This window comes from Loktanella sp. F6476L, from assembly GCF_023015725.1.
Classification (GTDB): Bacteria; Pseudomonadota; Alphaproteobacteria; order Rhodobacterales; family Rhodobacteraceae; genus Yoonia.
Genome location: NZ_JALKAR010000002.1, coordinates 339,921 through 361,186 on the forward strand (window position 1 = coordinate 339,921; position 21,266 = coordinate 361,186).

The following is a 21,266-nucleotide window of genomic DNA, read 5'->3' on the forward strand; positions in this document are numbered from 1 at the left end:
ATTACAGGTCCTTAAGTACGGAATATGCTTTACGATAGCGTGCGTGACCCGCTTTGAGGTCGTCGTGCAACGCAAGTGTTGGGTCAATTGTGGTGGCGATGGGCGGCAGCGTGGCGATCTCTGGCCCTGCGTCGGTTGACGCCATCATGCCAAGGCGTGCGGCCCCCAATGCAGCGCCAAAGTCGCCTGCTTCGGGCAATTGCAGCTGAATGTTCAGCGTCGTGGCAATCAGATCGAGCCAGTAGCGCGACCGCGTACCGCCGCCCATCGCCAGCGCTGCCGTGATCGTAGTGCCGGTTGCGGCCAGCGCGTCTTGGCAGTCTGCAAAGGCATATGTGACGCCTTCCAGAACGGCACGCGCGGCCGCTTGCGCGTCGGTCGCTTGATCAAGATGCAGAAACTGACCGCGGATGTTTGCGTCATTATGCGGCGTGCGTTCGCCACCAAGGTAAGGAAGGAACAATGTGCGCGAGGGGGCCTGTAAAGGCCCAAGGTCCCCCGTCAGTTGCGCCGCTGTTTGCCCTGTTAGACACGATAACCATTCGAGCGCATCAGTCGCCGCTAAGATCACACCCATTTGGTGCCAAGTATCTGGTACAGCGTGACAAAACGTGTGTACAGCCGTCGCCGGATCAGGCCGGTAGCGGTCGTTTGCGGCGAACAAGACGCCGGATGTGCCGAGCGATACAAACGCCGTTCCGTCTTGCACAACGCCTGCCCCGATTGCGGCAGCGGCGTTATCCCCTGCGCCACCTGCGACGATGGCCTGTGGCAGTCCAGTTTGCGCGGCGATCTCGGCACGCAATTTGCCCGATGCGGCCGATCCTTCGACAAGACGCGGCATCTGTTCGCGGGTCAAACGGCAGGCCGAAAGTAGGTCGTCTGACCAGTCCCGTTTGCCCGTGTCCAGCCATGATGTACCCGCAGCATCGGACAATTCCGAGACGTGTTCACCCGTCAGAAACAGGCGCAGATAATCCTTTGGCAACAAAACCTTGGCAATCCGCGCAAAGTTATTCGGTTCGTTTTCGCGAACCCAGTCAACCTTTGGTGCCGTAAAGCCCGGAAAGACGATGTTGCCTGTCAGATCGCGGAACGCGGGGGTTTTGTCCATTGCAGCTGCTTGCGCGTGGCTGCGTGTGTCATTCCACAACATGCAGGGACGCAGGACTTCGTCGTTTTTGCCGATCAACGTCGCGCCATGCATGTGTCCTGCCAGCCCGATCCCAGTCACATCGCTGCAATCATGCGCTGCCGCCAATGCGGACAGGGCCGTGATCGCCGCGTCGCACCAGCTTTGCGGGTCTTGTTCGGACCAGCCTGACTGAGGACGCGTGACCGTCAAAGGCACCGCATGTTCGCCCAAGATACGTTCATCTTCGTCGACCAGAATGGCCTTCAAAGACGACGTTCCAAGGTCGAGACCGATGAACTTCATGCCGCGGCCTTTGGGTTTTTACCGAGGATGATCATCGAAAGAATGTCGTCTTCGGTGACGTCTTCGACCCGTTCTGCCCCGACCATCTGCCCGTTCTTCATCACGGCCACTCGGTCGCAGAGTTCCATCATTTCGCGGGTATCGTGCGAAATCAGGAAGATGCCGAGACCTTGCTTTTTCAGCTCTTGAATCAGTTCCGCCACCATGGCCGTTTCGTGTACGCCCAGCGCAGCGGTCGGTTCATCCATGATCAGGATTTTCGCGTTGAAATAGACCGCGCGCGCAATCGCCACCGACTGTCGTTGACCGCCTGACAGCGCCGATACCGGTTCTTTCAACTTTTTGAAATTCGGGTTCAGGCGCGCCATGATTTTGCGGGTTTCCGCTTCCATCCGGTCGTCATCCACGAACCCGATAGCGTTTGTCAGTTCCCGTCCCAAGAACAAATTTGACGCCGCATCAAGGTTATCGGCCAAAGCCAATGTCTGGTAAATCGTCTCGATAGAATTATCGCGGGCATCACGGGGTGAATTGATCTGCACCTGTTTGCCGTTGATCCAAATCTCGCCGCTGTCCATTTTATAGGCCCCGGAAAGCATCTTGATCAGCGTTGATTTACCCGCGCCGTTGTGCCCCAACAGCCCAACAACCTCACCGGGGTTCAACGTGATAGAGACATTGTCGACCGCCTGCACACCGCCAAAGGCAATCGAGACGTTTTTCATTTCAACCAAAGGTGCCATTATTTCGCCCCCACGCGCTTACGGTATTGGATGTCGATAAAGACGGCGAAGACTAGAACCGCGCCAACGACGATGTTTTGCAAGGGCGCATCGACCCCCACCATGGCCATGCCCGATTGCAGCGATTGCATGATCAGTGCGCCCAAGATGGCCCCGTAAATCGTGCCGATCCCGCCAGACAACGCCGTGCCGCCGATAACCGCGGCCGCGATCACACGCAGTTCGTCCAGCGTACCAAGGTCATTGGAATGGTTCGCCAATCGCGCCGAAGCGACAACTGCAGCGACAGCACAAAGCGCACCCATCAAGGCGAAGATTTTGACCGTCAGCAAACGTGTGTTGATGCCGGACAGCTCTGCTGCGTCAGGATTGCCGCCAGTCGCGAAGATGTAGCGCCCAAAGCGGGTGCGGCGCGCGATGACAGTCATGATGGCCGCGATGCCGATCAACAAAAGGACTGAGATTGGCAAGCCATAGACGGCATTACAGCCTTCCGCGACCTCACAGCCATAACGCGACGGATCACGTGCAACGACGCGTTCCGGAACGGTGTAATTCGTCAGGATCGCGATGAAGCCCGCAATGGCCGCGACACAGATACCCGCGATTGTCAGTTCCGCCCACATCGGTTTCACCGGAAAGCCATGCGTTGATTTAGTGTGACGCGATTTGAAGATCGCAAAGATCGTAAAGATGATCGCGGCAATCCCCAGCGCCCAGCTGAGAGGACCACCAAGCGTCCCGTTAATCCCGCCGAATGTCATGAAGGTTTTATCAAGTGGCCCAATCGTTTGGCCGCTGGTTTGGTACCAGCCGACGTTGCGCCAGATCAGGAACCCACCAAGCGTGACGATAAATGCGGGGATGCCTTGATACCCGACCAGCCAGCCGTTGAATGCACCGATCAGCGCGCCTAAACCAATGCCAACGGCGATTGCGATCCAAGGAATGGCCCAGTGCCCAATTTCCAGAATTTCAGGCAGCCAGCGCACTTGCGTCATCGCCATCAGCGCCGAACACGCGGCGAGGATTGCACCAACGGAAAGGTCAATGTGGCGCGTGACGATCACGAAAACCATACCGGTTGCCATGATACCAACACTGGCCGTTTGGATCGTCAGGTTGAAAATATTGCGCGGTGTCAGGAAACGCCCGCCAGTCAGGATATTAAAGGCCACGGCCACGACGATGAACGCGCCGATCATGCCTAAAAGGCGCATGTCCAATTCTAAAGTTTGCGCAAAACTGCGCTTCTTTTGCGGTTCGGGTTGGTCTGACATAACGCTCGCTCCATCTGGGCCCACGCACAGTATAGTGGGGCCAACAGATTTCTGTAAATTTTGGTGGAAGGTGGTGAAAGCCTAGGGCCCGCGTCCAAGAACGCGGACCCCAGTCGGGAGGAACCCCTTAGTTACAAGGTGCTGGGCCGTCTACGACGCCTTGGCACAATGCTTCTTGTGTGATCCAGCCTGCGTCAACGACAGCGGACAGGTTGTCTGCAGTCACAGGAACAGGCGCGAGGAACATTGCGTTCAAAGTCGTGCCCGCAGGTGACGTCCATTCCATGCCGCCTTCGATGGCGACCATGTCACCGTCTGCTGCGGCCAGTTCTGCCGCGATTGCGCCAGCTGCTGCACCAAGGGCGCGCGCGTCTTTCCAGACGGATACAGTTTGCGTACCCAGTGCGACCCGGTTCAGCGCTGCATGATCACCGTCTTGACCAGACACAGGAATGCCTTCCATGCCCTGTGCAGTCAAAGCCGCGACCACACCACCAGCAGTACCGTCGTTCGACGCCACAACAGCGTCAACGCCGTTGTCGTTTGCTGTCAGGATCTGTTCCATGTTGCGCTGTGCGTTCGCTGGCAACCAACCGTCAGTGTATGCTTCATCAACGATCGTGATGTCGCCCGCGTCGATCGCCGCTTGCAGCACTTCTTGCTGACCGCCACGCAGGAAGTCTGCGTTTGGATCGGTTGGTGACCCTTTGATCATGACGTAACGGCCTGAAGGCGCTGCTTCCAGAACGGCACGTGCCTGCATCCGGCCCACTTCGACGTTGTCGAATGTCAGGTAGAACGCGCGACTGTCTTCGATCAGGCGGTCATAACCTACGACAGGAATGCCTTCAGCGTCGGCTGCATCAACTGCTGGCCCAATGGCAGAGCTGTCTTGTGCAAGAATAATCAACGCATCAACGCCCTGTGCGATCAGGCTTTCAACGTCAGACAACTGCTTTGCAGAAGATGATTGCGCGTCTGCGGATACGTAGTTTGCGCCAGCAGCTTCCAAAGCGCCCTTGATGGCGGCTTCGTCTGTCTTCCAGCGTTCTTCTTGGAAATTGGACCAGCTCACGCCGACAGTGATGCCGTGGCCATCAGCGAACGCGGCAGAGCCGAAGCCCGCCACTGCGATTGCGGCTGCGATAACGTGTTTATGCATGTTTACCTCCCAGATAATGCATTCCTCACCGTGATGCGGCGAAGATTCGGACCTCGCGGCTCCGATACAGTAACGTTGCCGCATTTAATTTAGTTGTCAAAATAAAAATTCGATATGCTGCGCAAATTTTTCAAAATAGGTCTATGCTAATGCCACTTTTGCGGGCAAACTCGTACAAACAAGAACGGGAAAGCCCCTGTTTCTTTAAGGGTTAAACTTTATGCGGATCGCCTCAACGCTCGAATCTTACTTTGACGTCTCTACGCCGCAGGGAAACGGTTGTGGCCCGAGGTTGAAATCAACCACGGGCGGAAAGCGGACCCTAAAACAACGTATTTTCGAATTTGTGCGGTCAAGCGGACAGACCGCGCGCACAGACATCAGCCGCGCACTGGACATCAGTCCCGGTTCGGCCACGACGCTGACGGCGGACTTGATCGAGGCGGGATACCTACGCGAAGTGGCCGGTCTGACGCGCGAAGCAGGGCGCGGACGCCCGCCAGTGGCATTGGAAGTCGTGCAGGACGCCCATTATGTGATCGGAATTAAGTTATCCGACGAAAAAAACACTGCTGTTCTGGCCGACTTTGCCGGAAATATGGTGGCCGATTGCAGCCTGCCAAACGATCTTGGACGGCGGGACCTTGAGGCACTGCTAGACGAAATTAGTGCGTTGATGGAAACGCTGCTAGAGGAATCCGGAAACGTCATGGCCGACGTCAAATCAGTCGGCATCGGCGTGTCAGGTATCATCGATCACGAAGCCGGGACCGTCTTGTGGTCGCCGTTGTTGCAACTGCGAGAGGTCGCACTGGGTGACGCCTTTATCGCTCGATTTGGCATTCCTGTGTCACTGGACAACGACGCTAACGTGCTCACGCTTGCGGAACTGTGGTTTGGCGCCGGCCGCGACATGGATAACTTTGCCGTTGTGACGATTGAACACGGTGTCGGCATGGGAGTTGTGGTCAACAAACAGCTGTATCGCGGCGCACAGGGCAAAGGCCTGGAATTGGGCCACACAAAGGTTCAACTGGATGGCGCGTTGTGCCGCTGTGGGCAGCGCGGTTGTCTCGAAGCGTATCTGGCCGACTACGCACTGGCCCGCGAAGCAGCAACCGCCCTTGGTCGTTCGCTGGACACCGACCAAAGCCCGCAAGAGATGTTGGAAAACCTGTTCTTAAAGGCGAAGGCAGGCGATCTTGCCGCGCAGACAATATTTAACCGCGCTGGCCGTTATTTGTCCGCAGGCCTGTCCAACGTCATCCAGCTGTTCGATCCGCCGCTGATTATCCTGTCGGGCGAACGGATGCAGTACGATTACCTATACGGCCAAGAAGTTATCGCAGAAATGCATTCGCTAACATTATCCGAAGGCCGGACTCCATGTATGGTCGAAACCCACGCGTGGGGGGATTTGATCTGGGCACGCGGGGCATCTGCGTTGGCGTTGTCTGCGATGACCGACCGGTTGTTTTCAAAAGAAACACAACCCGCATGATCCGGGCGACGATTGCGCTCTGCCTCATGGCTGGCATTGTCAGAGCCGATCCCATTTTCGAGGATCGTTCATCTGCACTGCCCCACCACGTCTATGACGGCGGCTGGGATCATTTTGTGGGCGGCGGCGTCGCTGTGTTTGATTGTAATAATGACGACTTGCCTGACATTTTCGTTGCGGGCGGGACCAACCCCGCGAAACTAATCCGCAATGATAATGACTTTGCCTTCACAGACATGGCCCTGCCCCAATTGACGGGCGTCACAGGTGCCTATCCGCTAGATCTGGATAGCGACGGGATCATGGATCTATTTGTGCTGCGTGTTGGTGCAAATGTTGCGTTGAAAGGCGGGCCCGATTGCTCCTTTACCGACGCAACAGCGGCCTTTGGCATTCCACACACCGACCAATGGAGCACAGCGTTTTCCGCATGGTGGGACGGCCCGCGTCCGACGCTCGCGATTGGGAATTACGTCGATCAAACTGACCCTGACGGCCCGTTTGAGGCCTGCGACACGAACACTATCCTGCGCCCTACTGGTGGCGGATATCGTCGCGAAGACCTATCGCCCGGCTTTTGTCCGCTGTCGATGCTGGCCGCAAATGACGCACGCGGCAAGCCGACGTTGCGTATTTCGAACGACCGCCATTACTACGTCAAAGGCGGCTTTGAACAAATGTGGGACATCGGCGAGCAACGCTTTTTGGGCGCTGAGGATGGTTGGGAAAATGTGTCGCTTTGGGGTATGGGTGTCGCGTCGCGCGACCTGAATGGCGATGGCCGTGACGAAGTGATGCTGACATCGATGGGTGATCAATTGCTGCAAATCGCTCAGTCGGATGGCACATATGCCGCCGCCCCTTACAGCATCGGGACCTACGCGCAGCGCCCGCATATTGGCGATGACGGCAGGCCATCGACAGGGTGGCATGCTGAATTTGGCGATGTGGATAACGATGGGTTTCCCGATCTGTTTATCGCGAAAGGCAACGTTGATCAGATGCCGGGGATGGCCACGCGTGATCCGAACAACCTGCTGATGCAAAACGCTGATGGAACCTTTGTCGAAAAGGCTAATGGTGCGGGTATTGCGACCACGGATCGGTCACGCGGTGCGGCATTTGCCGATTTTGATAATGACGGGCGGCTTGACCTGATTGTGACGAACAGGCGCGCGCCACTGGAACTTTATCGGAATGCAACGCCGGACACGGGCCACTGGCTCCGGGTGCGCCTTGTTCAGGACGGCCCCAATCCCGATGCCATCGGTGCTACGGTCCGGTTTGAAACGGGCGTCAGCGTACAATCGCAGCAAAAAGTCGTGGGCGGCGGTCATGCTGGCGGGCAAGCGCTTCCCCTGCATTTTGGGCTGGGCGATGCCGACGCTGTTACGGTCATTGTGACTTGGCCCGACGGCGAAGAAACGTTTCTTCAGACCGACGTTGATAAGACCGTAACGATCCGTCGCTAATTCGGCATCGGAACTGGCAAGCCGCTTGGCACGTCTGACGGACTACCAAGCCTTCCCGTCGTGGCGACCGGATCGGTCAAAGTGTCCAAGAAGGCAATCAACGCGGTGATGTCTGCATCGGTCAGCTTGATGGACGGGGTCACGACAGCCTTCGTGATCTCGGCTACCTGATCGGGATCATTCATGACGGCAAAATCGTCTACATCAAACGCAGGCAAAACCGCTTGCTTAGCGTCGTAGTTTTCGAGCCCCGCGACTGGATTTGCATGCGCAGCGATAAAAACGTCTAAATCTTTGTGTCCTCCCGCGTGCCCGTAAGGTCCCGTCAAAGCGACATTGCGCAACGAAGGTGTACGAAACGCGTACAAATCGGCGGGGTCACCAGTGACGCGAAAACGTCCTTCGTCGCGATGATGATCTTCGAATGTCGCAGATTTTCCGGGGCCGATTTGTGCAGCGCCCATTGCGTGAAAATCGTGATCCGTCAGAAACGGACCGCTGTGACATGACGCGCATCCAGCGTCACCATAGAACAAATCCATCCCGCGCGCAGCGTCGCCCGCCAGTTCGCGTTCACCACGCAGAACCGCGTCAAAAGGTGCCGTATCAGATCGCCATTCATGCGCCATAAAGACGGCGATTGCGTTCGAAATATCCGTGAAAGCAATATCTTGTGGTTCGTCGATGTGTGGATAGACCTCTGCCATCCGTTCTGCGTAATCAGGGATGTCCGCGACCCGCCGCGCAATCATGTCCCATGCGCCGCCCTCACCCGCGATCAGCCCCTGCCGAACGGCGCGACCGATATCATTTTCGCGATGCGATCCGGCCATTTCATCGCGACTTAGCACCGGAAACATCGTCTGCGCGGACAGGACTGAAGCAAAGCCCACGACCATATCCGCATCCATTGGCGTCCGAATACCACCCGATTTGGTCGGGTCAGCCTCGAGCCTGCCATCATGAAACATGACCGTAAATTCATGTGCACCAAGATTGAACAGCGCTGGGGCATTACGGGGGATGCGTTCTTCGGGGGTGTTTTCGGGATCAAACTGCCGATCGGCGCCAAGCCCAATCCCGCCATCACCGAATGACAAGGAAACGCCGTCTGCAGTGCCCAAAGCCGGATGGTGACAAGTCGCGCAAGCGACGGATTTATTCCCCGATAGGATCGGATCGTAGAACAGCAATTGCCCCAATTTCGCTTCGGCCAAATCGATAGGCGCATAGTCATCATTCATGACGGGGGCTGGCAGATTTTGTGCTGTTGACGCGGTCGCCAGCGCCACAAAACAGACCGATAATTTCAACGCAAAATTCATGCGTGATCATCGCATTTTTTGCCCCTTCCGCCCAGTAAAATCCGGGCGAAAGGAGTAATAATTCAGGTCTTTTTCGTATCGTCGATGACGTTCATGCCGGCCAATCCGGAATTGCCAAGATCGACGCTGGCGAAGGGCCCGCCGTGACACATATGACCGACATCATGCGGGTCGAGCGGTTCCGCCTCGGCAAGCACTTGTTCCGCGAATTGTTCGGCGTTGTCTTTCGGGCGGTACCCCAAAAACGCGGCTTTTGCGTTATCGACTGGTGCGCGGTCGTTGTTGGAAACGCCGTAAATGATCGCGAAACCGGTGACAGGCGTGTCGATGCAGCGTGTGACCAGTTGGATCAGGTCGTCGTATGACAACCACGAGCCCAATGCCCGCGGATTATTGACCTGCGCGGCGGACAGGATGCGCATATGCACGCTTTCAAGACCCCGTTTTTCCCAATACATGCGCCCCAAATCTTCGGTAAAACATTTCGCCAAGCCATAGAATGTATCAGGCCGATGCGGCACTTCGGTATCGATGAATTCGTTCTTTGGGTACATGCCAACCGCGTGGATCGAACTGCCGTAGATTACGCGCCGCACACCATGTTTGTGCGCCGCTTCCCACACGTTGTAGGACCCAACAAAATTCGGACCAAGAAGCTGTTCAAACGGGCCTTCATCGACAAAAGCGCCCATGTGGACGACCATGTCCGCGCCTTCGATCACGCCCATCATATCATCAAAGCTGGCAAGGTCGGCCTTGATAAAAGTCTCTCCTTCATAGAGCTTTCCAACATCATTGATGTCTGTCGAGACGAGATCATAGCACAACTTTGACAGCGGTTCGCGTAGGTAGGAGCCAAGGCGGCCAGCAGCCCCTGTAAGGACAAGTTTCTTCAGTTTCATTCTGGGCCTTTCTATGTGTTTATTTGCGCTTTTACTGTTGCAAGTGCCGCATCTGTCGCTTTTGCCAGCAACGACGTATCCTGACCACAGGCAACAAACGTAAAGCCGTCGTTCAGCAGGTTTGCCGCGAAATCCGAGTCCATAACAAGCGTTCCCACAGGGACGCCTTTGTCCATCAGCTTACGGGCAGCGGGCATCACCAAATCCCAAACGGCCGGGTCAAGCGGTTTGCCAAGCTTTCCAATATCGGCGGCGATATCACCGGGGCCAAAGAAGATGCCATCAACACCATCCACGGCAGCAATCTCTTCGGCCAAACTAATCGCATGGGCAGTTTCAAGCTGGATGATAACGGTCAATTCGTCATTGATGCGGTCGGTATAATCCGTGATCCGGCCGAACCCTGTTGCGCGCGTTGATCCTGAAATGCCACGGGTGCCGTGCGGCGGATAGCGCGTTGATGCGACTGCTTTTTCAGCCTCCTCAACGGACTGGATCATCGGAAACAATAGCCCCCGCGCGCCCATATCAAGCAGCCGCTTCACGACGACGGGATCATTCCATTCGGGCCGAACGATTGCGGTGGTTTGCGTGGCGGCAAACGCCTGCATCTGGCCTGTAACCGTGAAGTAATCGCTTGGCGTATGTTCCATATCCAGCAACGCCCAATCAAACCCGGCAGGCGCCACAACCTCAGCAGCAAATGCGCTAGACAGGCTTACCCAAATACCGACCTGTTTTTGCTTCGCGGCGATGGCGTGGGTGAACGGATTGGTGGGGTAGCGCATCAAATGACTGCCTTTTCAACAAATTTACGGCCTTCAAGCACTCGCTCAAACCCAAACGGCGCCATGTCGAGACTACGGTATTCGCCGTAAGCGATCCATTCAGCGATGGCACGTCCCATCGCAGGGGATTGCTGTAAACCGTGCCCTGAAAATCCGTTCAGGAACACAAAATTCGTAATCTCTGGATGCGGACCAAGAACGGCATTCTGGTCGAGGGTGTTATAGGCATAGTGGCCTGCCCATTCTGTCACGACTTTGATCGCTTCGAATTGCGGTATCCGTGTCGCAATAATCGGCCAAACGTGGTTTTCCCAACGCCCGTGATCCATTGTGAAATCATCCGGGTCAACGGCGATGTCGTCTTCATCATCAGGCGGCCCACCGGCCAGATAGGTTGTCGGTCCGTCCTGCCGCATGTGCACGCCAGACGGATCAATCGTCAAAGGAAGATCGCGATCCAATGGCTTTTCAGCGCTAAATATCCATGTGAAACGCTTGCGAGGCTCTACAGGAAGTGAAATTCCCGCCATTTTCGCCGTCAATGCAGCGCGTGGTCCAGAGGTGTTCACCACTTGTCCACAGCCAATCACCTCACCGGTTTCGAGCGTCACGGACTGAACGCGGCCACCAGACACGTCCATGCCAACGACACGGTTGCTGATGTATTCAACCCCGTTGTCGGCTGCACCCCGCCGCCACCAATCAAATACGGAACCACCGTCCCAATACCCTTCGTCCTTCAGGTTGATAGACCCAAGTTGAATATCGTCCAATTGATAGAAAGGGTACCGCGCCTGAATTTCATCAGTTCCCAGCAGTTCAGTCTCGGCACCTGCCGCGATCTGGACTTTTTGGTTCTCGCGTAAGGTCGCGGTCAATTTATCATTGTCCGACAGATACATGTACCCGTAGTTCTGGATCGTCAGTTCGGGCACGCGGGGATCATCCCCCATGTAACTGCGCATATTTTTGACGAAATCAGCCGCAAACTGAGATATTTTGACGTTTAACTCATTCGAGAACTGTTGCCGCATGCAGCTGTTCGTATGAGCCGTTGACGATTTTGCATAGGTGCGATCCATCTCGACAACTAGGACTTTGCCTTGAAACCCGGACATTCTGCTCAAAAACCAAGCCGTCGATGATCCCATCATAGCGCCGCCAATGATGACAACATCGTAGTTTTTGTGCTGCGGTAGTTGCCCCATTACAAGTCCTCTCCCCGTTGGACGGCCGCCTGAACGGACGCGATATCTGCCGCGCTTAGTCCATAGTCATCTGCCGCCGATGCCGCAGAGATATACCCGCGCGCCAAATCCTTTTTGACCGCGTTAGCGGATCGGTCCTTGGCTTGACCGTAGCCAGCACCACCCGGAAACGCCATCATCACTTTTCGTCCGTGTGGGACGAATTGTTTACCCTTCCCACGCATCGGTGTGCCGTCATCCTGCGCAATCGTGCTCGATCCACCTGATGCGCCACCTCGCCGTCCGCGCGCGGGATGATCAACACGGTCAAACATGGCTTGGATGTCGAATTCGTGCCCCTCGCGGGCCCCAACTTCCATCATCTGCCCAAGGCCACCACGTTGCTGTCCGGCACCGCCAGAATCGGGCCGCAATTCCTTGCGCCAAATTATCACCGGGCCCGCATGTTCAGTCGCTTCAATTGGCATGGTCATCACACCGGATGGAAAAGCCGTCGCGTTAAGCCCGTCAAAGGCAGGACGCGCGCCAGAACCGCCTGAATTGAATGTTAAAACTTCACGCCGCACAGCGTCGCTCGGTGCAGGCGCATCCGTACGCGGGCGCAAAGAGACTTGAAAATTGCACAAGCATCCAGCCCCTTCAGCTGGCACCACACCCGGCAAGATTTTGTCGAGCGCATTGTAAACCGTATCAGGCACAAAGTGACCGACGATATGGCGCAAGGCAACCGGCGCGGGATGCACTGCATTCACGATTGAATTGACCGGTGCGGCAATTTCAAAAGGGGCTAAGGACGCGGCATTGTTGGGTATTTCCGGCGCGATGGCACATTTCAGCGCGTAGCAGGCATAGGCCTTAGCGTAGACAAGCGGACAATTGATGCCCTTTTTATCAAGTCCCGACGTCCCTTCGAAATCCGACAAAATACGATCTTTCGAAATCGTCAGTTTTACCTTCAACGTGATGGGTGCGGCAAAGCCGTCCACGGTCATTTCGCCTGTTGCCGACGTCTGGGGCAATGCGGCGATCCGTTCAATTGTTGCACGGCGCGAATTGTCCAGAATGAAGGATGCGATCCCTGTCAGATCGGCAAGGTCAAATTCATCCATCATGTCGATCAAACGGCGATGCCCAATCTCGTTGCATGTGGCCAGCGCATACATGTCGCCGATCAGCTGATCCGGTTCGCGGACGTTGCCGCGCACGATGCGAACAAGTGTTTCGTCCACGACACCGCGATCTGCAAACTTCATGATCGGGATGTACAACCCTTCTTCGTAGACGCTGGCGGCATCGGCCCCAAAGCCGCGCCCGCCGATGTCAACGATATGTGCAGTACATGCGAAAAAGCCGACCAAATCGCCACGATGAAAGGACGGCGTCACCATCGTAATGTCGTGTAAGTGGCCAGTGCCTTCCCACGGATCATTTGTGATATAGACGTCGCCGTTATGAATATTATCGCGGCCAATCCGGCGGATGAAATGCGCAACGGCATCAGCCATTGCATTCACGTGTCCGGGTGTGCCTGTCACGGCTTGTGCCAGCATCTGGCCTTGCAAGTCATACACGCCCGCGGACAGATCACCCGCTTCGCGCACAGAGGTGGAAAATGCCGTACGGACAAGTGCTTGCGCCTGTTCCTCCACGACCGAAATCAAACGGTTCCACATGACTTGATAGGCGACGTTGGATGGGGTGCTCATGGTCTATCCTTTCACGCGTAAGTCGATGCAGCCGTCGGGTTGGCGGGTCGCAACACGCGATGACGGCACGATGATCGTGGTTTCGGCTTCGACAACCACGGCAGGGCCTGCGGACTGCTGACCTATCGTCATATCGCCGCGCGAAAACATGTCGGCGACGACGAAGTCGGCGACCGCGGGATCAAACATCTGCCGTTGACCCACAGCCTTTGCGGGTGTCGTCGCTTTTGCTTCGTCGACACGTCCGACGGGTTCTGGCGGTGTCGTCGCATTCACAGACCAGACCGTGATTTCGATATCCATACCAGCGACGGCCCGCCCGAATAACTTGGTGTAATCCGCAATAAACCGTGCTTCGAATGTGGCGACGTCGGGGTGCATCGCCTGCTCTTCCGTCAAGCTGATCGGGATTTCCCAGCCTTGGCCAGAATAGCGCATGTAGACTTTGAATTCCGAAATGATCGGGCTTTGCGCATCGCAGTTTCGGACAAAACCTGTAGCTTCGGCCTTCAAATCAGACAGCAACGTTGTGATTTTCGCGGGGTCGAAGTCCGTCAAGCGCATGTAGACAGACCTATTCGCCTCGAACGAAAACGGTGCGCGCAGGAACCCGATCGCCGATCCCACGCCAGCCCCCGGCGGCACCAATAACCGATCAACACCCAGTTTTTCGCACAGCCGTCCCGCGTGCAACGGGGCCGCCCCGCCAAAGGCGATCATCGTGTAGTCTGACAGGTCTTCGCCGTTTTCAACCGCGTGGACCCTTGCCGCGTTTGCCATGTTTTCATCAACCACCTCGGCCACGCCGAAGGCCGCTTGCGCCGCGTCCATGTCCAACGTTTCGCCAATTTCCGCGACAAGGGCCGCAGCCGACGCATCGCCGTGCAACTGAATTGATCCGCCTGCAAAGTTATCTGGATCCAACTTACCCAAGACCAAATCCGCATCTGTCACCGCCGGTCTGCCCCCTCCGCGACCGTAACAGGCCGGCCCCGGTTCGGATCCCGCGCTTTCTGGGCCGACGCGTATCTGCCGCATCGCATCCACATGCGCGAGCGACCCGCCCCCTGCTCCGATTTCCACCATATCGATCACGGGGATCGAAATCGGCATCCCTGATCCTTTTTTGAACCGATAGGTCCGCGCGACTTCGAACACACGGGATGTCTTTGGCGTTTGGTTTTTGATCAGGCAAATCTTGGCGGTCGTCCCGCCCATGTCAAAGGATAGCACCTTGTCCAGACCGTACCGCGCCGCAATGTGTGCCGCAAAAACAGCCCCGCCTGCCGGTCCTGATTCAACCAATCGCACAGGAAAATCAGCCGCGTTTTCTAGTGATATGATCCCACCGCCTGAATGCATCAGGAAGATATTGCAGCCGACACCTTCATCCGCCAAACGCCCTTTCAAACGCCCTAAATAGGACTTCATCAACGGCTTGATGTAGGCGTTTGCAACAACCGTATTGAACCGTTCGTATTCGCGCATTTGCGGCGATACCTCGGACGACAGCGATATCATGACGTCCGGCAGCCGGTCGGCCAGCACGTCGCGCACCAGCTTTTCATGGCTGTCGTTCAAGTAGGAATGGATCAGTCCAATCGCGACGCTTTCATACCCCGCCTGCGCAATCGCATCGACAACGGGTTCGATATCAGCGCGCGTCAGCGGCTTTAGCTCAGCCCCCGTAGCATCAATCCGCCCAGGCACGGTATACCGCATCTGACGCGGCAAAAGTGGGTCCGGCAGCACGAGGTTCAAGTCATATTGTTCAAACCGGCTTTCCGTCCGCATCTCGATCACATCTCGAAAGCCTTCGGTCGTGATCAGCGCAGTTTTCGCCCCACGCCGTTCGATCAAAGCATTGGTGGCCAGAGTCGTCCCATGAATGATTTGCGTCACGTCCGCAGGCATTACGCCCGCCTTGGTGCAGACCTGATGCATTCCATCAATGATCGCATTTTCAGGCGCAGCGTAGGTCGTCAGTACCTTCGTGGAATAGCTTTCACCGTCGGCTTCCAGCACAACGTCCGTGAAAGTCCCGCCGATATCTACGCCCAATCTGACAGATGACATGCTGTTCGCCTTTATGCTGTGATGTCGTCATCCTAGCGGCGCACGCATGATATGTTCCAATTATTTCTATAAATATCTATGATCAAAATTTGTGATCTTATGTGCGATACATCTCCGCAATCTCTGCGGCTATTTGCGCGGCTTGCGCGACGTACCCTGCGACCTTGTCGGCATGAAACCGTGCTGCAACCTGCAGCGGCCTTGCTATCCAGTCCGCATCAATCACGACCAGCCGACCGGCTGTAATGTCGCGCTCTGCCATGGCAAGTGGGACTAGTGCGACCCCCATCCCTTCGACCGCCATTTGCAAGCACGATGATAGGCTGCTGGACGGCACAAACCGCGCCTTGGCGATGCCCGTTGTGTCAGCATGTTCCGCCAGTTCAACAAATGACTGCGTGTGCCGCGCATGGGTCAATACATTGAACGCAGTCAGGTCTGCGACTGTTACCTTGCCAGACAGCGCGGCGGCAATCGTGGGATCGGCCACCCAGCCGTAGGGATAATCACCAAGCGCGATGGCGCCAGGTACAGGCGACGCAAACGGAGCCGTTTGAATAGTTAAATCAAGCGCATGGCTGCTAAGCACCCGGTCCAGATTACGCGACAAATCAACGGTTAATTCAACCGATATCCCGGGGTATGTTTCCTTAAGTTTGCGCAGATAGGGATGCAACCACGTCCCAGCGATGAGTTCGGTCACGCCGAGCCTTAGGCGATCTTGCATCAAATCAGGACGTTCGGCGATAGTAATCAAATCTTCAGATTGGCGCAGCACGCGGCGGGCGGCTTGCACGATTTCTTCACCCTTTTCGGTCAGCCGCACAGACCCCGCATCCCGCTGCATCAAAACCGTACCTAGCGTCGCCTCTAGCCCAGCAATACGCGCAGAAATGTTCGGCTGAGTCGTATTCAGATGCGCAGCCGCTTTGCGAAAACTGCCAAGGTCGGCGACCCAAACGAGCGCCTCAAGCTGCTTCAAAGTAAAGATGTGTCCAATCATACGCCTATGCATTGCCTATCAACGCCCAGTCGTAAAACGAAAACGGCCGCGTCACGGGAAAAACATTACCCCATTGTCGACGTTCTCAGCGCGCCAGCACGCTGCGACGCCGTCGATGGATTTTTTGTTTTAGGCGCTTGGCACGTCATGGAAAAGTACGCGCAAAACGTGTTGGTCTTTTGGGCGATAGAGACGCTTAAGTAAAACGGGCCCAAAGCCATTGAATCCGTTGCTTTATATTCACCCACCCGTCACCGAAAACTGGAGGCTTATGAAGCAGCGGTTCAGGGATTGAAACGATATGAGGATGGGATTTGTAGGGCTTGGGAATGTTGGTAGCAAACTTGCGGGCAGTTTACTGCGCAATGGGTTTGATCTGACGGTTTGTGATCTCAACCCTGAACTGGTGGCCGGATTTGTCGCCAAAGGCGCAAAAGCGGCGGAAAGCCCCGCAGAGCTGATGCAATCGTGCGATGCTGTCATCACCTGTTTGCCATCCCCACAGGCCTGCGCGGCGGTGGTCGAGGCGATGTTGCCGCATGTTGGCGACACAAAGATCTGGATGGAGATGTCCACCACAGAAGTCTCTGAAGTGAAACGCCTCGCGACGCTCGTGACAGAGAAAGGCGGCTCTGCCATCGAATGCCCTGTCTCGGGCGGGTGCCATCGCGCTGATACTGGCAATATCTCGATCTTTGCGGGCTGTGATCGCGCGACGTTTGAGCGGATGCTGCCAACCCTGACGACCCTTGGTCGCCGTGTTCTGCATACCGGTGAGATCGGGTCGGCATCGACGCTGAAGGTGATGACAAATTATCTGGCGACCGCCAACTTGCTGACGTGTTGCGAGGCGCTTGTGACGATGAAGGCCGCAGGCATCGATATGAACACGACCTATGAGGCGATGAAAATCAGCTCTGGGACATCTTTTGTTCATGAAACCGAAAGCCAACTGATCCTGAATGGATCGCGCGACGTGTCCTTTACGATGGACCTTGTGAAAAAGGACATTGGCCTGTTCCAATCTCTGGCTGAGGCCGCAAATGTACCGCTGGAAATCAGCCCCCTGTTGGTTGAGATTTTTAATGACGGGATTGCAAAATACGGCGAACGGGAACTGTCGCCGAACATCATCCGCCGCCTTGAAGATGCCACCGGTCTGAAGATCACAGCACCCGGTTTCCCGACAGAGCTGGTCGATGACGAACCCGAGGAAGCTGGTTACGAAGTCATCCCGACGGGCCTGTCGAAACCTGTGTGGGCGCGCTGACCATGGGGGGCGCAAACATGGAACACTGGGCCGAACGGACCGACCTTGCAGCGACCTTTCAATGGGCCGCCCGTCTGGATATGCACGAAGGGGTCGCCAATCATTTCAGCCTCGCGGTGAATGAGGACGGCACGCAGTTCTTGATCAATCCCAATCAGGTGCATTTCTCGAACATCCGCGCGTCCGGCTTGCTGATGCTCGATGCCAATGACCCTGACGTGTTGACGGGCCCCAATGCCCCTGATCCCACGGCGTGGGGGCTACATGCGTCGATCCACCGACAGTGCCCGCATGCGCGATGTGTCATGCACACGCACTCGATCTGGGCGACTGTTCTGGCCTGTCTGGACGACAGCACTCTGCTGCCTATCGATCAAAATACTGCGACCTTCTACAATCGTTATGTTGTCGATGATGCCTTTGGCGGACTTGCGTTCGAGGACGAAGGTATCCGTTGTGCGAAAATGCTGTCTGATCCAGCCAAGAAAGTCATGGTAATGGGCAATCACGGCGTTCTCGTTGTGGGCGCATCGGTCGCGGACACATTCAACCGCCTCTATTATTTCGAACGCGCTGCAGAAACCTATATCCGCGCGCTTCAAACAGGACAGAAACTGCGCGTTCTGTCCGATGAAATCGCGGAGAAGACAGCGGCTGAACTCGACGATTACCCCGGTCAGGCAGAAGCGCATCTGCGCGAAATTCGCACCCGTCTTGATGCGGAAAAAAACATCTACGCCCAGTAACCAACGACCTCCAGAATGAGATAGAGATTATGGCTCAGACACAGTTTGATCTTCAAGACACCGGAGCGGTGATCCCGCTTTCCAATGGTCCCAAATACTTCAATTACTACTGGCTACGCGACGCGAGCACGTCCAGCATTGATCCTCAAACCCGCGAACGGATTTTTGATGTGTCCCAGCTCGCGAGTGCGCCGAAGGCAAAGTCACTGGCCTTTCGGGAAGACGCGTTGGTGATCGATTGGGAGGCCGAAGAAACCCCTAGCGAAGTTCCTATTCATCTTCTTGAAGACATTGCCACCACGGGTCGCCCCGCTGATGTAGCCGCCTTACCGCGGCGCGTTTGGTACAATGACCACCTGCCCAAGATCAAACGTGTCGCGCAGGAAGAGGTCATCGGTACTGCGGCAGGCCGCGTAGCCCTGACGCGTGCTCTTATCGAAGACGGGATCGCCATCGTCACGGACATGGAGCCGACGGAGGAAAGCCTTCCCAAATTGGTCGAGGCAATCGGCCCAGTTACACCGTCAGGTGAAGGCCTATTCTTTAACGTTCGCGTTGAAATCAACCCAACCAATCTGGCGTTCACGGCTGGTCCGCTTGAGATGCACACCGACCTTCCCGGTGAGGAAGCAGCACCCGGCGTTCAGTTCCTGCACTGCATCGAAAATACCGTTGATGGGGGGGCATCCCTGTTCTTGGATGGTATCGCCGTCGCCATGGCGCTGAAAGAGGAAGATCCGGCCGCATTTGACCTGCTCGCGTCCCACAAAATTCCGTTTTTCTACCGCCATGAAAAGATTGATTATCTTTCCCACCAGCGGGTCATTGAAACCGATCAGGATGGGAACGTGACAGGGGTGACGATTTCCCAGCACTTGCAAGACAATATGGACCTGCCGCAGGAGCTGTTGGATGTTTACTATCCCGCCTTCATCAAGTTCATCCGCATGATGCAAGACGACCGTTTCGTGATGAAATTCCGGTCTGAGGCAGGCAATTGCATTGTTTTCGACAATCACCGCATCGTGCATGGCCGCGAAGGTTATGTTGCCGAAAGCGGAAGTCGCCATTTGCGCGGCTGCTATACCGACCGCGCTGCAATGCGCAGCACCTATCGGATCGCGTCCAAAGCGCTGTAATTTCGGTTATCACCAATAGAAAACGGCGCGGGGATCTTCGCGCCGTTTTTGTTTGTCAGGGGCTTGGGCTTACAACGCGAAAGGCGGACGTACCTTCACTTCGAGGTAATCCTCAAGGCCGAAAACGCCGCCTTCGCGCCCGTTGCCCGATTGCTTATAGCCCCCGAACGGAGACCCATAATCCGGCCCGCGCCCGTTAATCTGGATCGTCCCCGCACGCAGACGACGTACAACACGTGACACGCGTGCCTCATCGCCGGATTGCACATAGGCGGCCAGACCGTATTCGGTGTCATTGGCCAGTGTGATAGCCTCCTCCTCACTGTCGAAGGGCGTGATCACCAGCACAGGGCCAAAGATTTCCTCGCGGGAAATGCGCATATCGTGGTCAACATCATAAAAGATCGTAGGCTTCACGAACCAGCCGTCTTCAGGACCTTCAGGCTTGCCCAGACCGCCGACCAGCAGCTTGGCCCCTTCATCGATCCCAACTTGGATCATTGCTTGCACACGATCGTATTGGATCTTGTCAAACAAGGGGCCGATGTGATCGCCGGGCTGAGCAGGATCGCCGACCTTTTGCGCCTCGCCTGCCGTTTTGGCGAGACCCAGAACTTCTTCATAACAGCTGCGCTCTACAAGAAGGCGGGTCGGTGCATTGCAAGACTGGCCCGTGTTGTAAAAGCAGCCCTCGACGCTTTCGGTGACACGTTTGGGCAGGTCAGCATCGGCGAACACAAGGTTGGGTGATTTACCGCCAAGCTCAAGCGTGACACGTTTGATATCGCTGGCCGCGTCGCGTGACACGGCAGTGCCCGCGCGGGTCGATCCGGTGAAGGACATCATGTCGATGTCGGGGTGTTGCGACATAGCGGAGCCAACGCTAGGGCCACCCCCCTGCACAAGGTTAAACACACCGGCGGGGTATCCGGCGGCTTCGACAATTTCGGCGTAGATTTGTGCGGAAATCGGTGTGTGCTCTGACGGTTTCAGAACACAGGTCGCACCCGTGGCAAGCGCTGGGATGACTTTAAGCGCGATCTGGTTGATCGGCCAGTTCCACGGTGTGATCAAGCCGCAAACGCCGATCGGTTCGCGGGTGATGATGTCGCCGTTTGGCAAAACCTCTTCCTCTTCCATCGCCTCAAGAGCCTTGATGAAATCCTCAAGGTGGCCAAGTCCGGAATCGGCCTGCACCTCAAGCGACATCGTCGCAGGTGCGCCCATTTCGGATGTCATCGCAGCCGCGAGGTCACCCAGGCGGGCTTTCGTTTCCACGCGCAGCTTGTACAAAAGCGCGAGCCGCTCTTCTTTGGACGTCATGGAAAACGTCTCAAACGCGCGTTTGGCAGCGGCCACGGCGCGGTCAACATCGGTGCTGTTGCCCATGCTCACCGTGCCGATTTGTGCAGCGGTGGCGGGGTTCATGATCGGCATTGTGGCATCAGACGCGGGATCAACCCAAGCGCCATCAATGTAGAATTTATCAAGTGTCAGCATAAGGTTT

17 protein-coding genes are annotated in these 21,266 nt (G+C 56.1%); 5 read left to right on the forward strand and 12 right to left on the reverse strand.

Features of this window, described 5'->3' with window-relative positions; genetic code table 11:
* Position 1 precedes the first annotated feature (1 nt).
* From xylB to xylF, 4 genes are all read right to left on the reverse strand, one after another.
* Entirely contained in the window at positions 2-1,438 is a 1,437-nt protein-coding gene (xylB, locus tag MWU61_RS06990; protein ID WP_247127570.1) for a xylulokinase, read from the reverse strand.
* On the reverse strand, positions 1,435-2,181 hold the full coding sequence (locus MWU61_RS06995; RefSeq protein ID WP_247127571.1) for an ATP-binding cassette domain-containing protein: 747 nt from the start codon (positions 2,179-2,181) through the stop codon (positions 1,435-1,437). The genes xylB and MWU61_RS06995 overlap by 4 nt, the downstream gene beginning before the upstream one ends.
* Complete coding sequence (locus MWU61_RS07000; RefSeq protein WP_247127572.1) at positions 2,181-3,461, reverse strand: sugar ABC transporter permease; 1,281 nt, start codon at positions 3,459-3,461, stop codon at positions 2,181-2,183. Before MWU61_RS07000 ends, MWU61_RS06995 begins: the two co-directional genes overlap by 1 nt.
* 127 nt (positions 3,462-3,588) lie before the next feature.
* Complete coding sequence (xylF, locus tag MWU61_RS07005) at positions 3,589-4,623, reverse strand: D-xylose ABC transporter substrate-binding protein (RefSeq protein ID WP_247127573.1); 1,035 nt, start codon at positions 4,621-4,623, stop codon at positions 3,589-3,591.
* Between the two features lie 220 nt (positions 4,624-4,843).
* Between xylF and MWU61_RS07010 the strand changes: the two genes are divergently transcribed.
* Positions 4,844-6,124, forward strand: coding sequence for an ROK family transcriptional regulator (locus MWU61_RS07010; RefSeq protein ID WP_247127574.1), 1,281 nt, complete (start codon positions 4,844-4,846; stop codon positions 6,122-6,124).
* Complete coding sequence (locus MWU61_RS07015; RefSeq protein ID WP_247127575.1) at positions 6,121-7,596, forward strand: CRTAC1 family protein; 1,476 nt, start codon at positions 6,121-6,123, stop codon at positions 7,594-7,596. Before MWU61_RS07010 ends, MWU61_RS07015 begins: the two co-directional genes overlap by 4 nt.
* Here MWU61_RS07015 and MWU61_RS07020 read toward each other — a convergent pair.
* The 7 genes from MWU61_RS07020 to MWU61_RS07050 all read right to left on the reverse strand — a co-directional run bounded on the left by MWU61_RS07020 (position 7,593) and on the right by MWU61_RS07050 (position 16,604).
* Positions 7,593-8,921, reverse strand: a complete 1,329-nt coding sequence (locus MWU61_RS07020) for a cytochrome c peroxidase (RefSeq protein ID WP_247127576.1) — start codon at positions 8,919-8,921, stop codon at positions 7,593-7,595. The genes MWU61_RS07015 and MWU61_RS07020 overlap by 4 nt on opposite strands.
* Before the next feature lie 62 nt (positions 8,922-8,983).
* Positions 8,984-9,817 carry an NAD(P)-dependent oxidoreductase gene (locus tag MWU61_RS07025; RefSeq protein WP_247127746.1) on the reverse strand — a complete coding sequence of 278 codons (834 nt, stop codon included), beginning with the start codon at positions 9,815-9,817 and terminating at the stop codon, positions 8,984-8,986.
* Between the two features lie 17 nt (positions 9,818-9,834).
* Complete coding sequence (locus MWU61_RS07030) at positions 9,835-10,611, reverse strand: HpcH/HpaI aldolase/citrate lyase family protein (RefSeq protein ID WP_247127577.1); 777 nt, start codon at positions 10,609-10,611, stop codon at positions 9,835-9,837.
* Entirely contained in the window at positions 10,611-11,819 is a 1,209-nt protein-coding gene (locus MWU61_RS07035; RefSeq protein WP_247127578.1) for an FAD-binding oxidoreductase, read from the reverse strand. The genes MWU61_RS07030 and MWU61_RS07035 overlap by 1 nt, the downstream gene beginning before the upstream one ends.
* On the reverse strand, positions 11,819-13,525 hold the full coding sequence (locus MWU61_RS07040; RefSeq protein ID WP_247127579.1) for a hydantoinase B/oxoprolinase family protein: 1,707 nt from the start codon (positions 13,523-13,525) through the stop codon (positions 11,819-11,821). Before MWU61_RS07040 ends, MWU61_RS07035 begins: the two co-directional genes overlap by 1 nt.
* Positions 13,526-13,528: 3 nt before the next feature.
* Positions 13,529-15,601: a hydantoinase/oxoprolinase family protein gene (locus MWU61_RS07045; protein WP_247127580.1), complete on the reverse strand. Its 2,073-nt coding sequence runs from the start codon at positions 15,599-15,601 to the stop codon at positions 13,529-13,531.
* Positions 15,602-15,698: 97 nt separating this feature from the next.
* Complete coding sequence (locus tag MWU61_RS07050; RefSeq protein ID WP_247127581.1) at positions 15,699-16,604, reverse strand: LysR family transcriptional regulator; 906 nt, start codon at positions 16,602-16,604, stop codon at positions 15,699-15,701.
* A 301-nt stretch (positions 16,605-16,905) separates the two neighbouring features.
* On the opposite strand from MWU61_RS07050, the gene MWU61_RS07055 reads away from it, so the two are divergent.
* The 3 genes from MWU61_RS07055 to MWU61_RS07065 are packed head-to-tail and all read left to right on the forward strand — an operon-like array spanning position 16,906 to position 19,759.
* The gene (locus tag MWU61_RS07055) at positions 16,906-17,874 is read left to right on the forward strand and encodes an NAD(P)-dependent oxidoreductase (RefSeq protein ID WP_247127582.1); all 969 of its coding nucleotides are present in this window, start codon (positions 16,906-16,908) and stop codon (positions 17,872-17,874) included.
* A 17-nt stretch (positions 17,875-17,891) separates the two neighbouring features.
* Positions 17,892-18,620, forward strand: a complete 729-nt coding sequence (locus MWU61_RS07060) for a class II aldolase and adducin N-terminal domain-containing protein (RefSeq protein WP_247127583.1) — start codon at positions 17,892-17,894, stop codon at positions 18,618-18,620.
* Between the two features lie 29 nt (positions 18,621-18,649).
* Positions 18,650-19,759, forward strand: a complete 1,110-nt coding sequence (locus tag MWU61_RS07065) for a TauD/TfdA family dioxygenase (RefSeq protein WP_247127584.1) — start codon at positions 18,650-18,652, stop codon at positions 19,757-19,759.
* 69 nt (positions 19,760-19,828) lie between these two features.
* Here the strand turns inward: MWU61_RS07065 and MWU61_RS07070 are convergent, their stop codons facing one another.
* On the reverse strand, positions 19,829-21,259 hold the full coding sequence (locus MWU61_RS07070; protein WP_247127585.1) for an aldehyde dehydrogenase family protein: 1,431 nt from the start codon (positions 21,257-21,259) through the stop codon (positions 19,829-19,831).
* Between the last annotated feature and the right edge of the window lie 7 nt (positions 21,260-21,266).